We start from the raw sequence: 7006 nt of genomic DNA on the forward strand, positions 1-7006 counted from the left end.
GGCGCAACGGCGAGGTGGGACTCTACTTCGAGGCGGCGGCGGTCATCACGGTGCTGGTCCTGATGGGGCAGCTGCTCGAAGCGAGGGCGCGCAGCCGCACCGGCCAGGCGATCCGTGCGCTGCTCGGACTGGCCGCGAAAACGGCCCATCGCGTCCGGGACGGCCGCGAGGAGGACGTGCCGGTGGACGAGATCCGGCGGGACGACCGGCTGCGGGTCCGCCCCGGGGAGAGGGTGCCCGTGGACGGCGTCATCGTCGAGGGCCGGAGCAACGTGGACGAATCGATGATCACGGGCGAATCGATGCCGGTGCAGAAGATCGCGGGGGACGGGGTCATCGGCGCGACCGTGAACCAGACCGGCTCGTTTCTGATGCGCGCGGAGAAGGTCGGCGCGGAGACGCTGCTGTCGCAGATCATCCACATGGTGACCGAAGCGCAGCGGAGCCGCGCCCCGATCCAGAAGGTTGCGGACACGGTGGCCGGCTACTTCGTGCCGGCGGTCATCGCCTCCGCGATCCTGACGTTCATCGTCTGGGCGCTGTGGGGACCGGCGCCGGCGCTCGCGTACGCGATGGTCAACGCCGTGTCGGTGCTGATCATCGCCTGCCCCTGCGCCCTGGGGCTGGCCACGCCGATGTCGATCATGACCGCGACCGGGCGCGGCGCCCAGGCGGGCGTACTGATCAAGAACGCCGAGGCGCTGGAGCGCTTCGCCAAGGTGGACACGCTGATCATCGACAAGACCGGCACGCTGACGCTGGGCAAGCCTCGGCTGGTCGCGGTGGTCCCCGCGCGGGGCCAGGACGAGGCCGGGCTCTTGCGCCTTGCCGCGAGTCTGGAGCGCGGCTCCGAGCACCCGCTGGCCGAGGCCATCGTCGCGGGCGCCGGCGAGCGCGGCGTCGAGCTCGCGGGCGCCGAGGATTTCGAGGCGGTCACGGGCAAGGGCGTCAGGGGCACGGTCGACGGCCGGGCGGTGGCGCTCGGCAACGCGCGCATGGTGGCCGATCTCGGCATCGATGCAGGCGAGATCGGCGCCAGCGCGAACGCGCGCCGCGACCAGGGCGAGACGGTGATGTTCGTCGTGGTCGAGGGCGCCGTGGCCGGGTTGATCAGCGTCGCCGACCCGGTCAAGGAGACCACGCCCGAGGCGCTCAAGGCCCTGCACGCGCTGGGCTTTCGCGTCATCATGGCCACCGACGACAACGAGCGCACGGCGAAGGCGGTGGCCGGGCGGCTGGGCATCGACGAGATCCGCGCCGAGGTGCTGCCCGAGGACAAGGCCCGAATCATCCGCGAGCTGCAGGACGAGGGCCGCCGCGTGGCGATGGCCGGCGACGGCGTCAACGACGCGCCGGCGCTGGCGCAGGCCGATGTCGGCATCGCCATGGGCACGGGCGCCGACGTGGCCATCGAAAGCGCCGGCTTCACCCTGGTCAGGGGCGACCTCAACGGCGTGGTGCGCGCGCGCAAGCTGGCGCTGGCGACCATGCGCAACATCCGCCAGAACCTGTTCTTCGCGCTGGTCTACAACTCGGCCGGCGTGCCGGTAGCGGCCGGGATCCTCTACCCCGTCTTCGGCATCCTGATCTCGCCGATCTTCGCCGCCGCCGCGATGAGCCTCTCGTCGGTCTCGGTGGTGAGCAACGCGCTGCGGCTGAGGACGGTCGGGCTCTGAGCCGGCCCGGTCAGCTGCTCCGCTCTGCCGCCAGCGCCTCGGCGGGGAAGCGCAGCGTGGCCCTGAGCCCCGGCGCGTTGTCCTCGAGCGTCAGCTCGGCGCCGTGCATGCGCGCGACCGCGGCGACCAGCGACAGCCCGAGCCCGGCGCCGGGGCCGCTGCGGCTGTCGTCGAGCCGCACGAAGCGGTCGAGCACGCGGTGCCGCGCCTCGGGCGGCACGCCCGGCCCCTGGTCCGAGACCGAGATCGTGGCACCATTGGCGTCGGCCGCGGTCTCCAGCCGGATCTCGCTGCCCGGCGGGGCATGGCGGATGGCGTTCTCGACCAGGTTGGCGGTGGCGTTGGCCAGAAGCTGCGGATGCCCGGTGACGCGCGGCGCGTCGCCGGCCAGCGCCAGGGTCACGTCCCGCTCCTCGGCGGCGGGCAAATAGAGGTCGATCACGTCGGACGCCAGCGCGCTCAAATCGACCTCCTCGAACTGGTCGCGGCCGACGCCGGCCTCGGCGCGCGCGATCTCGAGCAGCGCGGTGAAGGTGCGCAGCACGCCGTTCGCCTCCGCCAGTGCCCGGGCGATGCGCTGGCGGCGCTCGGCCTCGGGGATGCTGTCGTCGAGGCTGGCGTCGAGATGTGCCTGCAGCCGGGTGAGCGGGCTTCTCAGGTCGTGCGCGAAGCTGTCGGTGACCATGCGCAAATCGCCGATCAGCGAGGCGATGCGGTCGAGCATGCGGTTGAGCGTCGCCGCCAGACGGTCGAACTCGTCGCCGCCGCCGCGCACCGGCACGCGCCGCGCCATGTCGCCCTGCACGATCTCCTCGGCGGTCTCGACCACATCGGCAACGCGGCGGCCGACGAAGCGCGACAGCACCATGCCGCTGAACAGCGCCAGCACGCCGCTGGCCGCAAGCGCCCAGACCAGCGCGTGCCAAAGCGTGCGGTCGAACTTGACGCGCGCCTGGGCGTCGCGGCCGACCAGCAGGCGCTCGCCCCCGGCCAGCCGGAACGAGGTGGCCGAGACCGTCGCCGGCCGCGCGCGGTCGGTGCGGTAGAGGTCGAGCTTGACCCAGGCGCCCGAGGGTGTGACGACCGGCGGCCACTGGGCCAGGTTGCCGGCGATCCGGCGCCCCTGCTGGTCCGCCAGCAGGTAGACCGCGTCGTGATGCGTGTCGTCGGCCAGCCGCCGGTTGATGGCCCGGGCGAGGCCGAGCACGCCGCTGCTGCGGTAGTCGTCGGCGAGGCCGCGGATCTCGGCCTGGACCACCTCGCGCACCTGGCTGTCGATCACGCTCTTGGTCGAGACGTAGACGAAGGCGAGCACCAGCGCGGTGGAGACGGCCACGAGCGCGAGATGCACGGCGATCAGCCGGCTGGTGGCGTTCCTCAGCGCCATGGAGTGCGTCAGTCCTCGGACCAGATCATGTAGCCCGACCCGCGGATGGTGCGGATCAGCGGCGTCTCGCCGTCCTCGTCGATCTTCTTGCGCAGGCGGCTGATATGGACGTCGATGACGTTGGTCTGCGGGTCGAAGCGATAGCCCCACAGACCCTCGAGCAGCATGGTGCGCGTCACCACCCGGCCCTTGCGGCGCATGAGGTATTCGAGCATCTGGAACTCGCGGTTCTGCAGCTCGATCGAGCGGTCGCCGCGCCGGGCGGTGCGCGCCAAGAGATCGAGCTCGAGGTCGCCGCAGACCAGCCGGGTCTCCTCCTGGGTCTCCTGCGGCCGGCGCAGCAGCGTGTCGATGCGGGCGTGCAGCTCGTCATAGGAGAACGGCTTGACCAGGTAGTCGTCGGCACCGGCGCGCAGCCCGCGCACGCGCTCGTCGACCGCGCTCATCGCGGTCAGCATCAAGACGGGCGCCTTGACGCCGGCGGCGCGCATGGCCCTGAGCGCGGACAGCCCGTCGAGCTCGGGCAGCATGCGGTCGAGGATGATCAGCTCGACGCTGCTCTGGGTGGCGAGGAACAGTCCCTGCCGCCCGTCGCCGGCGCATTCCACGGCAAAGCCGCTCTCCTCCAGTGCCTTGCGCAGATAATCGGCGGTCTCGGCGTCGTCCTCGACGATCAGAATACGGCGCATGACCTCTCGCGCCTCCCCGGAAAATGTCTCGTCACGCGCCATGCATATGGGGGGTTCTCCTCCTTGAAAACAATGCCGGCCGGAGGGAGGGGTCTCCGGCCGGCACACCTTCCGCATGAATCGGGACGTGGGGGGTCACGCGGAAAGTTTCACGCCGAGGAAGATCTGGTCTCCACGGCGGTTGATCAAAAGCAGGGCGTTCTTGCTCCGGGTCTGCTTCAGGGCGGCGTCCAGCTCGGCGGGGTTTGCGATCGGCCTGTCGCCGACGCGCATGATCACGTCGCCGACCTCGACGCCCGCCTCCGAGGCGGCGCCGCCGGACTTCAGCGAGGTGACCACGGCGCCCCTGACCGAGTGGTCGAGACCGAGCGCCTGGCGCGTCTCGGGCGAGAGCGCGGCCACCGTCGCGCCCAGCCTGAGCGAGGCGCCCTCGTCCGCAGCCGGCGCGGCGTTGGTGTTTGCCGCCTGCCGCTGGTCCGGCAGCGCGCCGATCTTCACGCTCACGGTCCTTCTCTGGCCGTCGCGCAGGATGCCGAGGTCGACGACGGTGCCTGCCTTGGTGGCGCCGACCATGCGCGGCAGCGCGCGGCCGTCATGCACCGGCGTGCCGGCGTAGCTGAGGATCACGTCGCCGGTGCGCAGGGCCTTGTGCGCCGGGCCATTCGCCTTCACCTCGGCGACCAGCGCCCCGTCGGGCTTCTTCAGCCCCAGCGCGTTGGCGATGTCGGGCGTCATGGTCTGGATCGCGACGCCCAGCCAGCCGCGGCTGACGCTGCCGGTCGCCTTGAGCTGGGCCACCACCGTCTTGACGATGTTGGAGGGAATGGCGAAGCCGACCCCGACCGAGCCGCCGTTCGGCGAGTAGATCGCCGAGTTCACGCCGATCACCTGGCCGGCCATGTCGAACAGCGGACCGCCCGAATTGCCGCGGTTGATGGCCGCGTCGGTCTGGATGAAGTCGACATAGGGCCCGGCGTTGATGTCGCGGCCCATCGCCGAGACGATGCCGCGCGTCACGGTGCCGCCGAACCCGAAGGGATTGCCGACCGCGATGACGTCGTCGCCGACCCGGATCTTGTCGGAGTTGCCCAGCGTGACATGGGGCAGGGCGCCATCGGCCTTGATCTTGAGCAGGGCCAGGTCGGTCTGCGGGTCGGTGCCGACCACCTTGGCCTCGTACTCCTTGCGGTCGTTCAGGCGCACCTTCACGTCCGAGGCGTTCTCGACCACGTGGTTGTTGGTGATGATGTAGCCGGCAGAGTCGAGGATGAAGCCCGAGCCGAGCGCGTGCCGGGGCTGCGCCTGCTGCCCGGTCCCCGGCATGCCGTCGGGAATGCCGAACTGCTTGAAGAACTGCTGGAAGGGCGAGCCCTCGGGGAAGGGGAAGCGAGGCCCGGGGGTGCTGGGCGGCGGCGCCTCGGTGGTGAACACGGTCACCACCGAGGGGATGACGCGCTGCACCAGGTCCGCGACGCCGCTGTCGGCCGCCGCGCTGGCGGCCGAGACCCACACAAAGGCGCCGAAGGCGAGCACGCCGATGCCGGCGCGGGCGAGGCCGTTTCGACGTGGTTGCCTTTGCGGAATGCTCATCGCTGCCTGTTCTGCTCCGGCTCCGCAGGTCCTGCGGATCGTTGCCAAAAGTGGCATGCGAGCCTGTGCGCGTCCTTGTGCCGGGATTAAAAAAAGTAAAGGTTTGCAATGGCGCTGCGCCGGGCCGGCCGGGACGCCGGGGGCGCCAGATCGTGCGCCGCGAGCCGCGGATGCCGCCTCCGCCGCCCTGGCCGGTCGGTCCGGATCAGCGCCGCACGGGCGCGAAGCTCTGCGCCGAGGCGGCGTGCCAGATGCGGCCGAAGGGGGTGGAATCGGGGTCCTCGAGCAGGACGCCGGGCTCGAGGAAGGCGTAGATCTGGTCCATGCGCCGCGCCTCGACGGGGCTGACGCGGTGGTAGAGCATGTGCGGCGAGAGCTCGCTGGGGTGCTCGAGCCCGGCGGCCGCGACCAGGTCCGCCAGCGCCGCGACGGTGCGTGCGTGATAGCTTTGCGCGCGTCTCGCCTTGTCCTCGACCACCAGCCCGCGCTGGCGGTTGGGATTGTGCGTGGTGACGCCGGTCGGGCAGCGGTCGGTGTGGCACTTCATCGACATCACGCAGCCGATCGAGAACATGAAGGCGCGCGCGGCATTGCACCAGTCGGCCCCGACCGCCAGCGCCGCGGCCATGGTGGCAGCATCGGTGATCTTGCCCGCGGCGCCGATGCGCACGTGCTCGTCGAGCCGCGTGCCCACCAGCGCGTTCCTGACCAGGATCAGTCCCTCCCTGAGCGGCATGCCGACCTTGTCGGTGAATTCCTGCGGCGCCGCGCCGGTGCCGCCCTCGCCGCCGTCGACGACGATGAAGTCCGGCTTGATGCCGGTCTCGAGGATCGCCTTGCAGATGGCCATGACCTCGCCGGCATGGCCGACGCACAGCTTGAACCCGGCCGGCTTGCCGCCGGACAGCTCGCGCATGCGCGCGATGAACTGCAGCAGCTCCGCCGGCGTCGAGAAGGCGCTGTGCGCGCTGGGCGAGATGCAGTCCTCGCCCTGGGCCACGCCGCGCGCCCGGGCGATCTCGGGCGTGACCTTGGCGCCCGGCAGGATGCCGCCATGGCCCGGCTTGGCGCCCTGGCTGAGCTTCAGCTCGACCATCTTGATGCGCGCGTCGCGCGCCGTCTCGGCGAAGGCCTCCGCGTCGAACGTGCCGTCGCGGTTGCGGCAGCCGAAATAGCCGGTGCCGATCTCCCAGACCAGGTCGCCGCCGTGCTTGAGGTGATAGGGGCTGACGCCGCCCTCGCCCGTGTCCTGGTAGAAGCCGCCGCGCGCCGCCGCGAGATTGAGCGTCTCGACCGCGCGCTGGCCGAGCGAGCCGAAGCTCATCGCCGAGACGTTGAGGATCGAGGCCGAGTAGGGGTGCTCGCACTGCGGCCCGCCGACGCTCACGCGGAACGGATCGGGCGCCTTGGCCGCGGGCGCGACCGAGTGGCACAGGAACTCGTATTCCGAGGAATAGGTGTCGAGCTCGGTGCCGAAGGGGTGCACCCCCTCCTGCCCCTTGGCCCGGGCATAGACGATGCGCCGCGACTCGCGCGGGATCGGCCGGCCGCTCAGGTCGCTCTCGACGATGTACTGGCGCAGATAGGGGCGCAGCGCCTCCATGATCCAGCGCACATAGGCGACCACCGGATAGTTGCGCATCAGCGTGTGCCGGGTCTGCACC

General features: G+C 71.1%; 5 protein-coding genes. 1 reads left to right on the top strand and 4 read right to left on the bottom strand.

The features are described from left to right. Nucleotides 1-1676 (top strand): copper-translocating P-type ATPase (locus AC32QD_RS04525; RefSeq protein ID WP_492009291.1); only part of this gene is annotated, 1676 nt, incomplete at its 5' end. Between the two features lie 10 nt (nt 1677-1686). Here AC32QD_RS04525 and AC32QD_RS04530 read toward each other — a convergent pair. The 4 genes from AC32QD_RS04530 to AC32QD_RS04545 all read right to left on the bottom strand — a co-directional run. Then, nucleotides 1687-3063, bottom strand: coding sequence for a HAMP domain-containing sensor histidine kinase (locus tag AC32QD_RS04530; RefSeq protein ID WP_492009292.1), 1377 nt, complete (start codon nt 3061-3063; stop codon nt 1687-1689). An 8-nt stretch (nt 3064-3071) separates the two neighbouring features. Continuing rightward, nucleotides 3072-3752: a response regulator transcription factor gene (locus AC32QD_RS04535; RefSeq protein ID WP_492009293.1), complete on the bottom strand. Its 681-nt coding sequence runs from the start codon at nt 3750-3752 to the stop codon at nt 3072-3074. Nucleotides 3753-3887: 135 nt separating this feature from the next. Beyond that, nucleotides 3888-5342: a DegQ family serine endoprotease gene (locus AC32QD_RS04540; protein ID WP_492009294.1), complete on the bottom strand. Its 1455-nt coding sequence runs from the start codon at nt 5340-5342 to the stop codon at nt 3888-3890. A gap of 205 nt (nt 5343-5547) precedes the next feature. Next, nucleotides 5548-7006 (bottom strand): FMN-binding glutamate synthase family protein (locus AC32QD_RS04545; protein ID WP_492009295.1); only part of this gene is annotated, 1459 nt, incomplete at its 5' end.

It is taken from the genome of Thermohalobaculum sp. (assembly GCF_058622915.1).